Raw genomic sequence first — 18,337 nt, forward strand, 5'->3', positions numbered from 1 at the left:
TAAGAGGGTTAAAAACGGCTACGCGATAAATCGGCATGTAATCATTCCTTGTTTAATAGGGTGGCCACCCAGAGCTCATCCTTGGAAATAGCGGCCACTTCTATCATTAAGAAACTCAGGCGTCCATACTCAGCAACTAGCAAAGCACTAAGATGCCAAATAGGTCTAAAATATCGAAGTAATTTAGAAATAATTTAAGAAGCAGTATAAAAAACAGGAAAAATTATCTCATCAGTCAAAGACTGATTTGGTATCAATAAATAAATGCCCCCCGTATTTTATGCTGGTCAGACCTCAGCGAATATTTATTCGTTATTCGATCGGCCACGATTAGACTCAGTGTCACCCGTTAGCACAAAACAGCAACAAATCTGCCGCAAATAATCCACTGCTTTGAATATCTCTCGCTATCTTCCATTTTTATATGGAGGATCGGTATATGGAGGATCGGCCAGTGAGTGGAGACACCCAGCACCAGCAGATTTCAGGCAATGGTCACCCACCTGACTTTGTCAGGCCGATGACCATATTGATATGACTATTCCGCAGCCGCTATCAGGCTGGCATTGCCACCAGCAGCGGTAGTATCGATACAGATATGCCGTTCAAGCTGGTAACGATGGCTGTTTTTATCGTCATCAATCAGGGGCAGCAAGGCTCCTTCCCGTTGCGCCAGTGCGATACGACACGCTCGCATGTACTCTTCCTGACCAGCACAAACAACCGCATCAATGCCTTTTACTGGCGTTAGTGCAGCCGCTTGCAATGCGCCATCGAGCGCAACCACCGGCCACTCGTGTCCGCGTAACGATGCGACGGCTTGTTCGGCACCCGGTGCTATAACAACCACCCGATTACCACAAGCCAATGCCAGCGCCGCCTGATGCAGAGCCCGCGCCAGCGTTGGCCCAAGGCACAGCATCACACCACGAGGATGCAACGATAACCGATTGAGTTCACCCGTTGGTCCGGGGAGTTCAAGTGTCGACGGATCTTCCAGTACGACCTGAATACCCAGGGCAGCAAAGCTGTCATTAATCTGCTGCGATAATGGTTCGGCGTGTTGCCTGGCGGCAGCAAATCCTTGCCCGGCGACATCATCCAATGCTTGTTGCAACGTCGCCGCGGTGATGGTGGCGTGATCGATAGCCAGCACTTCTCGCGCAGAAGACGGTGCGATAAAACGTTCAACATAATGCGGCCCACCGGCTTTTGGACCTGTCCCCGACAACCCTTCACCACCAAATGGCTGAGACCCCACCACAGCACCAATCTGGTTGCGGTTGACGTAGGTATTACCCACACGAATACGACGGGACAAGGCATTAACCCGGGAATCCATACGGGTATGCAAACCAAAAGTCAGGCCAAATCCACGTGCGTTAATTGCGTCAACAACCTGTTCCGCATCCTCTCCCCTGAATCTCGCCACATGCAGTACAGGACCAAAAATCTCTTCTGGCATATCGGCAATTCCATTGACGTTAACCACCGCCGGAGCCACAAATCGCCCCTGCTCTGGCACTGTCATACGCTTCAATAGTCGTCCGGCAGCGGCATGTTCATCCAGGTATTGATTGATTTTGTTGCGAGCAGCGTCATCAATCACAGGGCCAATGTCCGTTGATAACAACCAGGGATCTCCCAGTGCCAGTTCGTCCATGGCGCCGTACAACATATGCAGCAAATGGTCGGCAATATCTTCCTGTAAATATACGATCCGGAGTGCTGAGCATCGCTGACCGGCACTCTGGAATGCCGATGCCAGTATGTCGCGTACAACCTGTTCCGGCAGTGCAGTTGAGTCGACGATCATGGCATTCAGACCGCCGGTTTCGGCAATAAGTGGCGCTTCTGCAGACATCGCACTCGCCATTGCCCGGTTGATGGTTTGAGCCGTTGCGGTAGAACCGGTAAAACACACGCCTTGAATACGGGCATCCGCGGTCAATGGTGCACCGACATCCCGCCCCGAGCCCGGCAACAGTTGCACCACGTCCAGTGGGATACCGGCGTCATGCATCAAGGCTACCGCCCGCGCCGCAATCAGCGGGGTCTGGTCGGCGGGTTTTGCCAGTACTGTATTCCCGGCAGCAATGGCAGCTAACACCTGTCCGGTAAAAATTGCCAGAGGGAAGTTCCAGGGAGAAATACAGCTGATCACACCACGGGCGTTGACCTCCTCCCCTCTGGCGGTCAAGCGGTCGTCCAGTTGCTGTGCCTGATCGGCGTAATAACGGGCGAAATCCACGGCCTCGCGTACTTCGCCCACGGCATCCAGCAGGGTTTTGCCAGCTTCTCGCTGTGCCAGTGCAAACAGCTCCACTGCATGCTGTTCATACTGGTCAGCCACCCGGTTCAGCAAGGCTGCCCGCTGCGCCACCGGAACCGCTGCCCAACGCGGGGCTGCTGCCACTGCGGCAACAATCGCCGACTCGATATCAGCGGGACTGGCGGCAGTGACCTGCCCGACAACATCATTGGGTTGAGCCGGGTTGATGACCGATGAGCATGCAGCGCTTTCTGTACTCTCCTTGGCTGCTGTGTCAGCGGCGACCATGGGTATGGCTTGCCACTGGCTGGTCGCAAAGGCAGCACGGGCGGCAAGAATTTTCTCAACCTCGACCACATCGGTCACGTCCCAGCCCTTGGCGTTCTGGCGCTGATCACCAAATAATTGTGACGGCGCAACAATCAAGCTGCTGGGTTTGGGGTCATGCCACACCGCTGCGATATCAAAGGGGTCCCGGGCAATCACCTCAGGTGTAATGCGGGTATCGACAATCTGATTAACAAACGAGCTGTTGGCTCCGTTTTCCAGCAAACGCCGCACGAGGTAGGCCAGCAAATCGCGATGTTCGCCCACCGGGGCGTAAATACGACAGCGGGTGCCTTCGCGCTTCAAGACTTCATCATGAAGTGCTTCTCCCATACCATGCAGTCGCTGCAGTTCAAACTGATGCTTGCCGACGTGCTGGGCAATCCGCAAGACTGCCGCTACTGAATGGGCGTTATGGGTCGCAAACTGGGGATAGATATGATCAGTCATGCCCAAGAGCTTTTCGGCACAACACAGGTAGGAGACATCGGCATGTGCCTTACGGGTGTACACCGGAAATCCTGCCAACCCCAAGGTCTGGGCCCGTTTGATTTCGGCATCCCAATAGGCGCCTTTCACCAATCGCACCATGATGCGCCGGTTCAGCCGTTGCGCCTGGGCATAGAGGAAATCAATCACATGCGGCGCTCTCTGGCCGAACGCCTGTACGACAACCCCAAAGCCATCCCAACCGGCCAGTTGCGGATCTTCCAGCACTGCGACAATCACATCCAGCGACAGATCCAGCCGATCAGCTTCTTCCGCATCAATATTGAATCCCATATTGTGCTGCTTGGCCTGACGTGCCAGTTCGCGGGTACGTGCCACCAGCTCAATCATGACCCGCTCCCGTTTGGCAAATTCATAACGAGGATGCAGGGCCGACAGCTTCACCGATATGCCGGGGTTTTCAGCCATCGTTGCGCCGGTACAAGAAGCTGCTAAAGCAGCGATAGCCTGGCTATAAGCATCGAAGTAGGCTTTGGCATCGTCTGCGGTACGAGCCGCTTCACCCAGCATGTCGTAGGAATAGGTGTAGCCCTGACTTTCCAGCTTGCGTGCCCGTTCGGTGGCATTACGGATATGACTGCCCAGCACAAACTGGCGACCCAATTCTTTCATGGCTTGCGCCACGGCCACCCGAATCACCGGCTCTCCCAGTCGTTTCACCAGACCTCGCAACGTTGACCGCAAGCCTTCCGCTCCTGTTGGCGAAATCAGTTTGCCAGTCAGCATCAGCGCCCAGGTAGAAGAATTCACCAGACCAGAGCGGGACTGCCCCAGATGCTCACTCCATTGCCCCGGAGCCACCTTATCTTCAATCAACTGATCGATGGTAAATGCATCCGGCACACGCAACAGCGCTTCGGCCAGGCACATCAGCGCCACCCCTTCTCGAGTGGTCAGGCCGTATTCCGCCAGAAAATTCTCCATCATGGTGGAACGCTTGCGGCTGCGGACCGCTCGCACCAAGGCAGCCGCATCAGCTGAAATTTCCTGGCGCAGTGGCGCAGACAAACGGCTATCGGTGACCAGTTCAGTCAGCGCCTGACGTTCATCCATTAAATAATGATCGCGAATCGCGTCGCGAATGGCAGGGATATTGGCACTCATGTTACAGCCCTCATGGATACAAAACATTAAGCTGAATATGCCGCATTTTTGTGTTTATTTTTTCCTAAAATATATTAATTAACATTATTTTAAGACTAATTTTTATTAAAAAACAAGAAAAAACACAATAAAAAACAGTCAATACAAGCAGAAAATCACTAAAAAGAAAAAACCAGTGAATCACTCCCATAGACCTCGAAAAACGATCAAGAAAGCCATTAAAAAAACGATGGAGAAAGACATAAGAAGAGCAGCTGACAGAGCTGCCGGGAATGACCGGGAAGAGACCCGCAACAGGTACGGCGGAGAGACAGCAGACTTTGCAGTCGAAGTGAAAGATCAACAAGAGAATACCCGCAGCACAAGGCCAGGTTCCTTCCCTGACCATTGCACCATGCCGGTCGTACCGTTGAAGACGACCATAATACGTCGCCTTCACTGGGCTCTGTTAGCCCCGGCAACCTCAACTACAAAAATCAGCTACGTACTTCAGTCACCACATCATCAAACTTCTGCTGGATTGAATCCTCTGGCTCGCGGGTCGCCATGGAAGCAACCACCACTGCAAGGGTCGCCAGCAGAATACCAGGGATGATTTCGTACAAATCAAACCAGCCACCTTCCAGCTGTTTCCAGACCACCACGGTAATACCGCCGACAACAATGCCAGCCAGCGCACCCTGACGCGTCATCCGTTTCCAATACAACGACAAGATCAGGGCCGGACCAAAGGCTGCACCAAAACCTGCCCAGGCATAAGACACCAGATCCAACACTCCGGATTCCGGATTTAACGCCAGAACAGTAGCGATAACGGCAATACCCACAACCGCAAAACGTCCGACTTTTACTAACTGTTCGGAACTGGCGTCTTTATGGAACAGCGCTTTGTAGAAGTCTTCCGCCAATGCTGAAGAAGACACCAGCAACTGGGAATCCGCCGTACTCATGATCGCCGCCAGAATAGCGGCCAGCAGAACACCGGCAACCAGCGGATGGAAGATGGCATCCACCATCACCATAAAGACCGTTTCATTGTCTCCCAGACCTGTTTTCAGATAAGCCACGGCAAACAGCCCAATGGCCATCGAACCGATCATCGCCACCCCGGTCCAGGCAACAGCAATGCGACGGGCTGCCGGTACATGATCCTTGCTTTTGATGCCTTTGAAACGCGCCAGAATATGCGGCTGGCCAAAATAGCCAAAACCCCAGCCAATCAATGACAGGGTACCAATCAGGGTAATCGGTGTGCCGTCTGCATTGGTGAACGCATCCAGCAATTCGGGGTTGCTATTGGCTATCTTGTCGAAGGTTGCCGATATGCCACCCATCTCGGACAGGGCAATCACAGGTACCAGAACCATCGCCCCGACCATCAGCAAGCCTTGCACGACATCCGTCCAGGACACCGCCAGAAAGCCACCAAACATGGTGTAGGAAATCACTGCCACAGCCCCCAGCACAACCGCCAGCTGATAATCCAGGCCGAATACGGTTTCAAACAGCTTGCCTCCTGCCACCAGGCCGGAACTGGTGTAAAACAGGAAAAATACCAGCACAAAAATCGCAGACACTACCCGCAAGGTATGGCTTTTATCTTCAAACCGCTTTTCAAAAAAAGCCGGCAAGGTCAGCGCATCACCGGCTCGCTGGGAATAAACCCGCAGACGCTGGGCAACCAGCAACCAGTTGGCCCAGGTGCCAATCAGCAGTCCACCTGCCAACCAAAACGCACCATAACCTGCACTCATGGCGTAGCCTGGCAAACCCAGCAACAGCCAGCCACTCATATCCGAGGCGCCGGCACTCAGGGCACTGGGAATTGGCCCGAGATTACGGCCACCCAATACATAATCCGACAAGTCTTGAGTGCGTCGATAAGCAATAATGCCGATACCCAGCATGACTGCCAGATACACGATAAACGTCAAAGTAACCATGGATCGTCCTCTTTCATTGTTTGCTATTAATTGAGGTATCGCATCAAGAAGATACCGCTCTTGCAGAGAGACATCTCACCTTATCCAGCCAATACTGTCAGGTTCGAGCCCATGGGAAATAAAGCCTAAAGCAGAGCCAGTGGTCGAATTGGCTGTTTTTTAATATTTCATGGTCTATTTGTTTTTAAATTTGTTTTTTAAACTGCATTTCGACCAAGTTTTATGCGTGTAAAGATAATTTCACCGATGCATCACCAATGTGCAACATAATCATCCCCAACACGCAAAAGCACCATGTCAGTGCATAATCAGAAAGGCATAATTGTTAATCAAAACCAATAGGTTGAGATAATTTCTCTAATATTATTGTTTTATTTAGAACAAAATACGCATCATTTCCCACTACAATGGCTCTTTCCCGTTCCTGTAAATGACCCATTACTGCCCGACAAGGACATCAAAACTTCATGGATTCTCAAGAAAATCTTGACAAGCTCGATATGGCCATCCTTCGCGAGCTGCAGAAAAACGGCCGAATCACCGTAACCGAGCTGGCTTCGCTGATTGGATTATCCAAAACTCCCTGTCAAATCCGTATGAAACGGCTCGAAGAACAAGGGTATATTCTCGGTTACATGGCATTGCTTGATCAAAAGAAACTTGGCACCAAATACGTTGCCTTTGTGCAAGTGTCGCTCAGCGATACTCGCACCAGTGCGCTCAAAGCCTTTAATGATGCCGTGCGTACCATCCCTGAAATCGAGCAATGCCATATGACCGCCGCGACCTTTGACTATCTGTTAAAAGTCCGCACTTCCGACATGGAATCCTATCGCGCCGTGTTGGGAGAAAAAATTTCTTCCCTGCCTTACGTCACCCAGACCAGTACTTTTGTTGTGATGGAAAACGTCAAGGACATTGAATCCAAGCTGATTTGACATCGACATCAGGCCCTCAATCGGTAAATCGGGGCCAGCGTCTTGCTGGTTCTCCTGATGAAAGGGCCAGACAGGCCAACCCACCCCCAACATAAGCCTAAAGTAGTACACGATATTTACTGAACTTTTATTCCTATAAACAGCAATACCAAACTTGTCGCAAGCTCATTGCGCCAAAGCATGGAAAACCCAATAACAATGGGACTTTGAAGCTGTTTTTTACGCTGATTTTGTGCTGTCTTTCCAGTCACATTCGCATACTACTTACGTAGTTACACCAAGATAATTTACTTACCAATAATCACCAACATAGTAAAAACACCAGTAACCCCCGCAGTCCAACGAATAGCCGAAACAATCATCTGCAACGACTATACTGCCTCCACGAGACGATTGATGGTCGTGCAGGCAGTTGCCACCTCGACGTCGTTCCGACGGACTATAAAAAAGGATAACAACAAGATGCTCAAATTATCGAAACTGAAGCGCGGCCTGCTGGCCGGATTCTGTGGTCTGGTTGTCGCCTCTGGTGCCCAGGCAGCAGACAAGGTTTACCGTTTGAAAATGGCCGAAACCTGGGGTGCCAACTTCCCTATTTTTGGTGATTCTCCACGCAACATGGCAGCCATGGCAGAGAAAATGTCCAATGGCCGTTTGCAAATCACCATCGACTCGGCCAACAAGCACAAAGCACCGTTTGGTGTTTTCGATATGGTCCGTGCCGGACAATACGATATGGGGCACTCAGCGTCCTATTATTGGAAAGGCAAGGTCCCCAACACCCTGTATTTCACAACCATGCCATTCGGCATGACCGCACCTGAGCAATACGCCTGGTTCTACTACGGTGGCGGCATGCAACTGATGGACAAGGTATACAGCAAGTTTGGTCTGATGAGTTTCCCGGGTGGTAACACCGGTAATCAGATGGGCGGCTGGTTCCAGAAAGAAATCAACTCCCTTGATGACCTGAAAGGTCTGAAAATGCGCGTACCCGGTTTCGCCGGTGAAGTTCTGGCAGAACTGGGCGTCAGCCCAACCAACATTCCACCAGGTGAGCTGTACACCGCACTTGAACGTCGTACCATCGACGCTCTGGAATGGGTAGGTCCATCACTGGACTTGCGTATGGGTTTCCACAAAATTGCACCGTACTACTACACCGGTTGGCATGAACCAGCCACTGAGCTGCAATTTTTGGTTAACAAGCGCACCTGGGACAAACTGCCAGAAGATCTGCAAGAAATCCTGCGTGTTTCCATGCGTGCCGCATCTTATGAAATGTACATTCAGTCTTACCACGAATCCGCCATTAACCTGGACGTGATCAACTCTGAATACCCGAACGTCAAAATCAAAACCTTCCCTGCTGATGTCATGGCTGCCATGCGCAAAGCCAACGACAAACTGCTGACAGAAAAAGCGGCTGAAGACCCACTGGCCAAGGAAATTCTTGATTCCCAAGCCAACTACATGAAAAAAGCACGTGCCTGGACGGATATTTCCGACAAGGCCTACCTGAACAGCGTCTCTGTCGGCCAATAAGCCTGCGGTGATTCATGCAAGTCAACAACCGGGTTAACCCCGACCGTTGGCTTGCTGGAGCAGAGTCACCCTCTGCTCTGTTCCCTCCAGTACCCCAAGGGAGAAAATTATGTTGGTTCGGCTTGAGCGAGCGATTAATCGCTTTTCCGATCTGCTCGGTACGATATCCGCCGTACTGTTTCTGATCATGTTGGTGAACGTCTTTATCGACGTTGTCCTGCGCTACGCGCTAAACGTTGTTTATATCGGTTCTCAGGAGATGGAATGGCACTTGTTTGCAGCCATGTTCATGCTGGCCGTTCCCTACACTCTGAGAGCCGAAGGCCATGTCCGTGTTGACCTGGTGTATGAACGCCTGTCCATGCCAAAGAAAAACTGTATCGATATTGCTGGCGGCTTATTGTTATTACTGCCGTTCTGCCTGTTGGTCGGTTACTACGGCATCGGCTTTGCCCACGAAGCGTGGGAACTGGGTGAAACCTCAGGAGACCCCGGTGGTTTGCCTGCTCGCTGGATCATCAAATCCGTTATTCCCGTGGCCTTTTTTGCCACCGCCATTTCAGGTGTTGGCATGATACTCACCTCAATCAATGAGTTGCGCGGCGTCAAACACGAGCACCACAAGGAGGCTGCACTGTGATTGGTATTGTAATGTTTGTTGTGGCCCTGCTGATGCTGATGTTTGGCTTCCCTGTGGCTTTTACCTTTGGTGGTGTAGCACTGATTTTTGGTGTGATTGCCGAAGGCCCGGACATGTTTGCCTTCATGCCCTTCCGCATTCAAAGCATTATGGAAAACGTCACGCTGATGGCGGTTCCGCTGTTTATTTTTATGGGCATCGTGCTGCAGCGCACCAAGTTGGCGGAGCAATTGCTCGAAGCCATGGGCAAGCTGTTTGGACGCGTCCGTGGTGGCCTGGCGATTTCGACGGTTCTGGTAGGGGCGCTGTTGGCAGCCTCAACCGGTGTGGTCGGTGCTTCCGTTGTCGCCATGGGCCTGATCTCTCTGCCTGTAATGCTGAAATACAACTACGATAAATCCCTCGCCTGCGGCACCATTTGTGCGTCAGGTACATTGGGACAAATCATCCCGCCATCCATCATCCTGATCATTCTCGGTGACGTGATGGGGATTCCTGTCGGCGATCTGTTCCAGGCAGCAGTCATGCCCGGCTTCATGCTGATTGGCATTTATATTCTCTATATTCTGGTTTATTCCTTCCTCAAGCCAGAAGCCGCGCCTGCGTTGCCTGTCGAAGACGATGGCACCACCCAGGCCCAGATGTATACCCAGGCGATTATTGCCATTATTCCGCCATTGGCGCTGATTCTGGTGGTACTGGGATCAATCTTTGCCGGTATCGCAACCCCGACAGAATCGTCTGCATTGGGTGGCATTGGTGCCATCTTCCTGGCCACTGTTTACGGCCAGTTCAGCTGGAAAATGCTGTACCAGTCGGCGCAGGAAACCGTCAAGATCACGGCAATGGTTTTCGCGATTCTGCTGGGTGCAACAGCGTTCAGCATGGCCTTCACCTACACCGGTGGTGACTACATTGTTGAAGAAATCCTGACCAGCCTGCCTGGTGGACAACTCGGGTTCCTGATCCTGTCGATGATCGCTATTCTGATTCTTGGCTTCTTTATCGACTTTGTTGAAATCAGTTTCATCATTGTGCCGATTCTGGCGCCGGTTGCAGATGCCCTGGGGATCGCCCCACTGTGGTTTGCCATTCTGATTGCCATGAACCTGCAAACCAGCTTCCTGACACCGCCGTTCGGGTTCGCGCTCTTTTATCTCAAAGGGGTCGCGCCTCCACAGGTGCAAACAACAGACATCTATAAAGGGGTTTTGCCTTTTATTGTGATGCAGGTAGGCCTGGTAGTGTCTATCATGATGTTTCCGGAGTTTTACGGTCTGATCGACTAGCCGTTCCCGGATAACATTGGACAGCCCATGCGCCAGCATGGGCTGTCGTTATCACTTCACAACAACAAGAATCGACATTACGGTGAACCTGTCACTCAAAGCAAAAATCCTGTTACTGACGGTCTTGCCCTTGATCGCCCTGTCATTAACGATCAGCTGGCTGTATCAACGCCAGGCCAAGGAACTGGCTTACCAGCAAGTCGCTGTTTTTGAAGAAAACCTGATGGCCGGCCGCCGCGAGGCACTCAAGAATTACACACTACTGGCCATGAACTCGATATCCCCCACACTCGAACAACTCGAGAACGGTATGGAGCGCTCCAGCGCCGAATACCGGATCAAGCATCAGCTACGTGGCATGCGCTATGGCAGTGACGGCTATTTCTTTGTTTACACCCAAGCTGGCACCAATATTGTCCACCCCACCCAACCCCATCTGGAAGGACAGGACCTGATCGACCTGCAGGATGAAAACGGTCAATTTGTTATTCGGGACCTGCTTGATATTGCCGAATCCGGTGGTGGGTTCTACCAATACCTCTGGCGTAAACCCACCGACGGTAACGACGTCAACAAACTCGGTTACGTCATACAGATTCCGGCATTGGGCTGGATGATGGGTACCGGCTTGTACGTCGACGACATCGCCAAGGAAATCGCCTTGATGGAGCAAAAGGTCGCCAATAATGTGCGCAAAAGTTTCTGGGCATCAACCATTTTGCTGATTGTGACACTGACAACCGTGGTGCTTATCGTCACACTGGTCAACATGCATACAACCCAACTGGCCGACCAACATTTACAACAACTCGCCAACCGCTTTGTCTCCTTTCAGGTTATTCAGCGTCGTCATTTTGCCCGCGAATTACACGATGGCATCAACCAGCTGCTGGTCTCGGCCAAGTTGCGGCTGAATCTGGCCAACAAGCAATGGCCTGAGCGCCAGGCACTCGAGCACCAGACCAAGGCGGTCGAACAACTGGACATCGCCATCCAGGAAGTGCGCCGCATCTCCCACAACCTGCTGCCGGTTTTACTTGATGATCTCGGTCTGGAAGCGGCCTTGCACGGCCTGTTGGATGAACTGGAAGAACAATCGGACATCACCACCCGTCGCCGCATCCGGCTACCACGGGAACGCCTGCCAGACGCCATCGAAATGACCGTTTACCGGCTCGTGCAGGAAGCTCTGACCAATATTCACAAACACGCCCAGGCCACCCAGGTCAGCTTGAGCCTGACCGCCAGCGCCCAACAGCTGGTGCTGACCATGGGCGACAACGGATGTGGCTTTGCCAGTGATGAAGACAGCAGTGGCGTTGGCTTGATGAATATGCGCGAACGGGTCGAGCTATTAGGAGGAAAGTTTAGTGTCCGTAGTCGACGCAGCAAAGGTACACTCATAAAAGCAGCGTTTTTGCTTAATCCGGAGCCAGGCTTGGCAAGGGACCCCGAACTCAGTAAGGAATCGAAATGAACACCACACGCGCCCGCCCGCCCATTCGCCTATTGATCGCGGACGATCACCCCATGGTGCGCGAAGGCCTGAAGGTCAGTCTGGAAAGCGAGCATCTGATTGAAGTCCTTGCCGATGTCAGCAATGGCCAGCAAGCGCTGGAGCAAGCTGCCCTGTTAGGGCCCGACGTGGTTTTGCTGGATATCTCCATGCCCGTTATGGGAGGGCTGGAAGCCTGTGAGTCATTTCGGCAACGCTTTCCGGAAATTCGCTTATTGATTGTCACCATGCACGACAACCGGGAATATATCCTCAAGGCTGTGCAAGCCGGTGCCGCCGGTTACGTCTTGAAAGACGTCCCCACCGAAGAACTGCTACTGGCAGTCCAAACCGTCTTTCAGGGAGGCACCTACTTCAGCTCCAGCGTGGCCAAAACCCTGTTCAGCGAATTTGGTACCGCCCCGGCACGAAACACCAGCAGCCAGGGTCATCAGGCACTCAGCCCACGGGAAACCGACGTGTTATCACTACTGACGGAGGGGATGGGCAACAAGGAAATTGCCGGTCAGCTGAATATTTCCGTGCGCACGGTCGAAGCCCATCGCCTCAAGATCAAGCAAAAGCTGGGCATTAACAATTCTGCCGGACTGATCCGTTACGCTCTCGATAACGGTATTGGCAAACCGGTTTAATTCCTGTTCCAGTCCTCGGTCCTGGGCACCGCCATTCATCCGCTACAAACATCCAGCGGGTGCCAATAACGCCGGTGCCCACCGGCTTTGACCGACGTTATCTATCCATTCCCCATTTGCCGGTGTCATTCGCTGCCAGGCAACCCACAAAGCGAACTCTAGCCCCGATACCTTGTCTTCCCCCGATACCTTACTATTCTCATAGAGTCTTTAGTGTCTGTTTTTTTATCAAGACTCAAGGTGGCATAAACAGCGGGATAAACAGCAGCGCTGCACTCGACACACCCAGACGGTACCGCCAGGTCTTGGCCTCTATGGCAAACAAATTGCCCAACAATCAGGTTCGTGACTTGTCGCACATCCAGCATCTTGGCTGCCGACTATGCTGGCCACCTATATTTGGCCCCATCAGCCAAACGGTCCACAGGAGATATGGCCCATGACTCATACAACGCTTTCAGGGTTGAGGAAAACACTGTTATCGCTCGCCATCGCGTCACTCGGAACACATGCTTACGCCACCCCCAACTACGGCGAAGCCCTGCAAAAATCCATTTATTTCTACGAAGCACAACAAGCAGGTGAGCTGCCCGCCTGGAACCGGGTCGAATGGCGTGGTGACTCAACCCCCAACGACGGTGCCGACAACAGCGTTAACCTGACCGGTGGCTGGTTTGACGCCGGTGACCATGTCAAATTTGGCCTGCCCATGGCCGCCTCGGCCACCATGCTGGCCTGGGGTGTGATTGAAAACCCATCGGCTTATACCCAATCGGGCCAAATGGTCCACATCAAGAACAACCTGCGATTTGTTGCCGATTATTTTGTGAATGCCCATCCGTCCCCTAACGTCCTGTATGGTCAGGTTGGAACCGGTTCCAGCGATCATGCCTGGTGGGGACCGGCAGAAGTCATGCACGCCACCTCTGGTGCTGCCGCGACCCGGCCCTCATATGCCATTACCGAATCCTGCCCCGGTTCCGACCTCGCCGGTGAAACCGCGGCGGCATTGGCTGCAATCGCCATGGTGTTTGCCAGCGATGACCCGGCCTACTCCACCACCCTGCTGACCCATGCCGAACAACTGTATACTTTTGCCCGGCAATTCCAGGGCAAATATTCCGACTGCATTACCGATGCCCAATCCTTCTACAACTCCTGGAGTGGCTATCAGGATGAACTGGTCTGGTCTGCCGCCTGGCTCTACAAGGCGACCGGCGACAGCACCTATCTGAACAACGCCCAAAGCGACTACAACCAACTCGGTACCGAAGGCCAAAGCAGCAACAAAGCCTACAAGTGGACGCAAGCCTGGGATGACAAATCCTACGGCTCCTACGTTTTACTGGCGCAGCTGACTGGCGACAGCCAATACCGGGCCGATGCCGAACGCTGGCTTGATTACTGGAGCACTGGCTACAACGGCGAGCAGGTTCCCTATACCTCCGGTGGCCTGGCGCAACTGGATCAATGGGGCGCGACTCGTTACGCCGCCAACACCGCCTGGGTGGCACTGGTGTATTCCGACTACCTCCGCAGCATTGAGCCATCCAACAGCCGTATCAGCAGCTACTACAACTTCGCCACCAGCCAGCTGGAATACCTGCTCGGTGACAACCCGATGGGCCACCCCTACCAGATTGGCCTGAGCTCCACCGGCCCACTCAACCCGCACCATCGTACGGCTCATGGCAGCTGGGCAGATGACATCAGCAGCCCAAGCCAAAGTCGCCACCTGTTGATCGGCGCGTTGGTGGGTGGCCCTGCCAGCGGTGACGGTTATAGCGATGACCGCAGCGATTACATTTCCAACGAAGTCGCTACCGACTACAACGCCGGTTTTACCTCGGCACTGGCACGGCTTTATCTGGATTTTGGCGGCGACCCTATTCCTGATAGCGAATTTCCTGCCGCAGAAACTCGTGATACCGAGTTTTTTGTTGAAGCCAAGGTCAACGCCAGCGGCCCACGTTTTATTGAGCTGGCAACCACAGTCCACAACCGCTCCGCCTGGCCAGCCCGGATCAGCAATAACCTCACCATGCGTTACTGGGTTGATCTTAATCACGAGATAGCCGCAGGATACAGCGCCAGCGATATCACCGTATCCGCCGCTTACAGTCAGGCCAGCAGCATCAGCCCGCTGACCGCCTGGGGCGACCCGGCAGACAATATTTACTACGTCGACATTTCGTTTGCCGGGATTGATATTTTTCCAGGTGGCCAGTCTGACGAACAGAAAGAAGTGCAATTCCGTCTATCACTGCCCACCGATACCGACAACAGCGACTGGGACAACAGCGCTGACCCATCCTGGGACGATTACAGCAGCACGCTGGCCAATGCCCCTCAAATCGCCCTGTATGACAATGGCGAATTGGTCTGGGGGACGGAACCCACCCCGGCTTGCGGTGTTGATACCGGCATCAACTGCACCCCGACGGCCGAGGCCACCAGTGCCACCACGCCGTATGAAACGGCCGTTACCATCAGCCTCAGTGGCAGTGACGAAGATGGCACCATCAGTGACTATCAAGTGGATACCGCACCAGCCCACGGCAGCGTCACCATCACTTCCGGCATCGCCAGTTACACCCCCGCCAGCGGCTATTTTGGCAGCGACAGCTTTACCTATGTTGTAATTGATGATCAGGGTGCCAGCTCCGACCCGGCCAGCGTCAGCCTGACAGTGGCAGAACCCATTGTGCCTGCCGTCAGCATCAGCACGCCGAGTAATGGCAGCGACATTGTTCAAGGCAGTGATTTTGTGCTGACCTTCGACATGTCCAATGTCAATTCTGTCGAGATCACACTCAACGGCAACCCGGTGGCCAGTGCCAACAGCAGCGGTTCGGTCACCCTGACCGCGCCATCGAGCACCGGCAGCTTTAGTGTGACCCTGACTGGCCTCGATATCAGCGGCGCGGCGACCGGAGCCAGCACCACACTGACACTCAATGCCGTCGTTGCACCACCCAATAACGTGCCGGTTGCTGCGTTCAGTGTCAGCGATAGTTTTCTGAGCATCAGCCTGGATGCCAGTGCATCGACCGATGACGATGATGACACCCTGACCTACCAATGGGATCTGGGTGATGGCAATACTGCAACCGGACTGACGGCCAGCCATGAGTACAACAGCGCCGGCAGTTACGATATCACCCTGACCGTCAGTGATGGGGAAGACAGTGATACGTCAACACAAACAGTAACGGTCGCCGAAGCCCAACCTGGCAGTGTTGACTGCAGCATTGGTAGCATCGACCAGTGGAATACCGGCGCAGTCCTTAACAATATTGTTGTCACCAACCTGGGCGACAGCGAGGCTGACTGGAGCGTGATCCTACCGGTCAGTGGTGTCACTGGCATCACCAATAGCTGGGGAGCCAGCGTAACCCTCAGTGGCAATAACATCATTGCCAGCGGCAGCAACCTGGCAGCGGCTGCGACCTACAGCTTTGGTTTCCAGCTGGAACATGACGGCAACTTCAGCTCTAACGGTTGCAGCGATGCGGCGGCGGGCACGGACAGCGGCACGGACAGCGGCACGGACAGCGGCACGGACAGCGGCACGGACAGCGGCACGGATACTGGAACAGACACTGGCACGGATACTGGAACAGATACCGGAACAGATACCGGCACTGGTCTGGCCGCCTGCAGTTTCACCATTGAAAGCGAATGGAACAGCGGTTACACCGGCCGTATCGACCTGACCAATACCAGCGACAGCACCATCAACGGCTGGGAAGTCAGCTGGACATTCACGGATGGCAGCACCATGACCAACGGCTGGAATGCCAACTACAGCGGCAGTGGCCCGATCACCGCAACGCCTCTTTCCTGGAACAGCAGCATTGCTCCAGGAGAGACGGTTTCCTTTGGATTCCAGGGTGACAAAGCAGGCAGTTCAACCCCCAGTGCCGTCATTACTGGCGCCATCTGCCAATAATCCGGCCCGACCTGCTGAATAAAAAGCCCTCGGAGAGGTAACTCTTCGAGGGCTTTTTTTATTCAGTTTGCCCAGTGTCCAACCTGCATCTGGAATCTGACGCCGGGTTTTTCATCAACCATGCCGAATCAGTCGTAATCCAGCGGATAAATTGATTCGGCGTAAAGCTGCAAATCCTGCATCCACTGTTGCTTGCGGGGATCTTCAATCACCTGTTCCGCAGCCCGTTTTAATTCCTGGGCAAATTGCTCGAAGTTCAGCGCCTGACAGGCTGGGTTGGTATGAAACAGCCGTTCACGACGTACTGTTTCCCAGCGTTGCCGATCATCCCCCTCCAGCGTATCCGGAAAGTTTCTGGCGCGATAACGGAATAACATCTCATCACCGCGGCGATCTTTGAAGCGCTTCTGGAAGCCGGATAAATCCCACGGCGAGGCGTCATGCAGCTGGTTCATCAGATTACGATCCGCTGGCGAGAAAAAGCCATCGTACAGCTGTGCATCCACATCGCTGGCGGCCGCAAACGAACGACTGTCAAACACCTGCTGCAGCTTGCTGGTAAGGTCGACACCCTGCTTGATCATACCCAGATGCTTACGCAAGGTATCACCACTCAGGTTCCAGCGTTCAGCCTGATCAGGCGTAAGGGTTTTGGCCGGAGCAACCACCGGAGACTTGTTCAGATGTATCTCTTTTAATGGCAACCGTTCGACCCCCTCTGGCAAATCTGCCGCTTTACTGAACACTCGCTGCTGTATCTCTTCAGCGGTCAGTTCAAACAAAGGAGTTGGGTCTTGATGCAGATCAAAAACAACCACACTGTTTTTGTTTTTAGGATGCATACACAAGGGCACTACAACCGCCATACAGCCCTGTTCAACCGGAAACATGCCCGAAATATGTACCAGAGGCTTGTGTTGCACCACATCAATCAGATCTGCAACCGCTTGTTTACGACGCAAGCCAAAAAGATAACGGTATAATTTTGGTTGTTTATCTCGAATCAATCGTGCCAGTGCAATGGTTGCCCGCACATCCGATACCGCATCGTGGGCCTTGCCGTGATCGAGGCCATTGGCGGCTGTCAGGTGCTCCAGTTTGAAACTGATCCGGCCATCTTCGTGTTGTGGCCATTCGATTCCTTCCGGCCGCAAGGCATAGGCACAGCGAACAACATCCAGCAAATCCCAACGGGAATTCCCCCCTTGCCACTCACGGGCGTAGGGATCAAAAAAGTTGCGATATAACGTGTAACGAGTGAACTCGTCATCAAATCGAATGCTGTTATAACCCGCACTGCAAGTACCCGGTACCGAAAAAACCCTGTTGATCTGATCAATAAACTCAACTTCTGGCAGACCTTTCTGCTGGCAGTCCTGGGGGGTAATACCAGTGATCAGCACCGCTTGCGGGTGCGGTAAATAGTCATCACTCTGTTTGCAAAAAATCTCGACCGGAGGCTCAATCTCGTTCAGGTCTTCGTCGGTACGAATCGCAGCAAACTGCGCCGGACGATCCCACGCCGGACTGGCACCAAAGGTTTCGTAGTCATACCAGACAATGCTACTCACATGATTCTCCTGCTCTTGCCACCCCAGATCCGGGTCATACTGGCTGGCCAAATAAACGCCGATGATAACATGCTTACCCTGACGCAATGCACCCGGCT

The 18,337-nt window shown here is 53.2% G+C and carries 10 protein-coding genes; 7 read left to right on the top strand and 3 right to left on the bottom strand.

What is annotated here, in order from left to right; all coding sequences use genetic code 11:
• Positions 1–538: 538 nt before the first annotated feature.
• Positions 539–4,213, bottom strand: a complete 3,675-nt coding sequence (putA, locus tag Q8W24_RS05390; RefSeq protein ID WP_305474633.1) for a bifunctional proline dehydrogenase/L-glutamate gamma-semialdehyde dehydrogenase PutA — start codon at positions 4,211–4,213, stop codon at positions 539–541.
• A 476-nt stretch (positions 4,214–4,689) separates the two neighbouring features.
• Entirely contained in the window at positions 4,690–6,156 is a 1,467-nt protein-coding gene (gene putP, locus Q8W24_RS05395) for a sodium/proline symporter PutP (RefSeq protein WP_303434260.1), read from the bottom strand.
• 467 nt (positions 6,157–6,623) lie between these two features.
• On the opposite strand from putP, the gene Q8W24_RS05400 reads away from it, so the two are divergent.
• From Q8W24_RS05400 to Q8W24_RS05430, 7 genes are all read left to right on the top strand, one after another.
• A complete protein-coding gene (locus Q8W24_RS05400) occupies positions 6,624–7,094 on the top strand; it encodes an Lrp/AsnC family transcriptional regulator (protein ID WP_303434261.1) in 471 nt (156 codons plus the stop codon).
• Positions 7,095–7,556: 462 nt separating this feature from the next.
• On the top strand, positions 7,557–8,639 hold the full coding sequence (locus Q8W24_RS05405; protein ID WP_303434262.1) for a TRAP transporter substrate-binding protein: 1,083 nt from the start codon (positions 7,557–7,559) through the stop codon (positions 8,637–8,639).
• Positions 8,640–8,748: 109 nt separating this feature from the next.
• A complete protein-coding gene (locus Q8W24_RS05410) occupies positions 8,749–9,279 on the top strand; it encodes a TRAP transporter small permease subunit (protein ID WP_368501400.1) in 531 nt (176 codons plus the stop codon).
• Entirely contained in the window at positions 9,276–10,568 is a 1,293-nt protein-coding gene (locus tag Q8W24_RS05415) for a TRAP transporter large permease subunit (RefSeq protein ID WP_303434263.1), read from the top strand. The genes Q8W24_RS05410 and Q8W24_RS05415 overlap by 4 nt, the downstream gene beginning before the upstream one ends.
• Positions 10,569–10,584: 16 nt before the next feature.
• The gene (locus Q8W24_RS05420) at positions 10,585–12,045 is read left to right on the top strand and encodes a cache domain-containing protein (protein WP_303434264.1); all 1,461 of its coding nucleotides are present in this window, start codon (positions 10,585–10,587) and stop codon (positions 12,043–12,045) included.
• Positions 12,042–12,716 carry a response regulator transcription factor gene (locus Q8W24_RS05425; RefSeq protein ID WP_305414902.1) on the top strand — a complete coding sequence of 225 codons (675 nt, stop codon included), beginning with the start codon at positions 12,042–12,044 and terminating at the stop codon, positions 12,714–12,716. The genes Q8W24_RS05420 and Q8W24_RS05425 overlap by 4 nt, the downstream gene beginning before the upstream one ends.
• 439 nt (positions 12,717–13,155) lie before the next feature.
• Entirely contained in the window at positions 13,156–16,668 is a 3,513-nt protein-coding gene (locus Q8W24_RS05430; RefSeq protein WP_305474635.1) for a glycoside hydrolase family 9 protein, read from the top strand.
• Positions 16,669–16,796: 128 nt separating this feature from the next.
• On the opposite strand, the gene sbcB is transcribed toward Q8W24_RS05430, so the two are convergent.
• Positions 16,797–18,239 carry an exodeoxyribonuclease I gene (gene sbcB / locus Q8W24_RS05435; RefSeq protein WP_305414914.1) on the bottom strand — a complete coding sequence of 481 codons (1,443 nt, stop codon included), beginning with the start codon at positions 18,237–18,239 and terminating at the stop codon, positions 16,797–16,799.
• Positions 18,240–18,337: the final 98 nt, after the last annotated feature.

The sequence above is a fragment of the Oceanobacter sp. 4_MG-2023 genome, from assembly GCF_030689165.1.
In the GTDB taxonomy this organism is placed as follows: Bacteria; Pseudomonadota; Gammaproteobacteria; order Pseudomonadales; family Oceanobacteraceae; genus Oceanobacter.